Annotated in this window: 1 protein-coding gene; it reads left to right on the plus strand. The window is 55.8% G+C overall.

Going from position 1 to position 599, the window contains the following annotated elements:
* Positions 1-282 precede the first annotated feature (282 nt).
* Positions 283-507, plus strand: coding sequence for a hypothetical protein (locus tag AC3IFE_RS01575; protein WP_489189390.1), 225 nt, complete (start codon positions 283-285; stop codon positions 505-507).
* Positions 508-599 lie beyond the last annotated feature (92 nt).

A 599-nucleotide genomic window follows, 5' to 3' on the forward strand; every position in this document is an offset into this window, starting at 1 on the left:
ACGCTCCGACGCGCCGAGCAGTCTTTATGAAACCGTCTCTTAGGAGTAGGTGCTATCGAATTGCATAGCACGACTACGGCCGAGCCCAACGGCCGCCGCCGAAGCGGCTCCGGCACCACACCCGATCCATTCAACGTGGCGGATTGTTACAGCCAATCGGACCGGGCTGAGTTTGAAAACCGGTCGAGGTGTACGCAACGCTGGCCTGACACGATTGCTTCGCCGCTCATAGGTCGAATCCTGAATGGGTGTCTCGACGTTCCAGTAGAGAGGTGTTTCGCGATGCCATTGAAGCAACCCACCAGCGGCCGTACAACGGCGACGAAATCGAACAGGCAACATATCGATTCGACGAGATTGGAAGCCGTCTACGACGACATCAAGAATTCTCTCGATCAATTCGATGTGCTCGAACTACGTCGACTGATCGGTCAAGGGATGGAAATCAACATCGCCTTACGGATCGCCGTTGATTTTCAGCATGAACCGTCGAGACATTACTCGTAGGTCCGAAACTCCCGTGTCCGACGACCCCACGCAGTATCGTCGAATCGGAGCGCCTCTCTGCCGAGGAATCGGATCGCATCGCACGTGCGATT

This window comes from Burkholderia sp. APQ4-4ca (assembly GCF_057837105.1).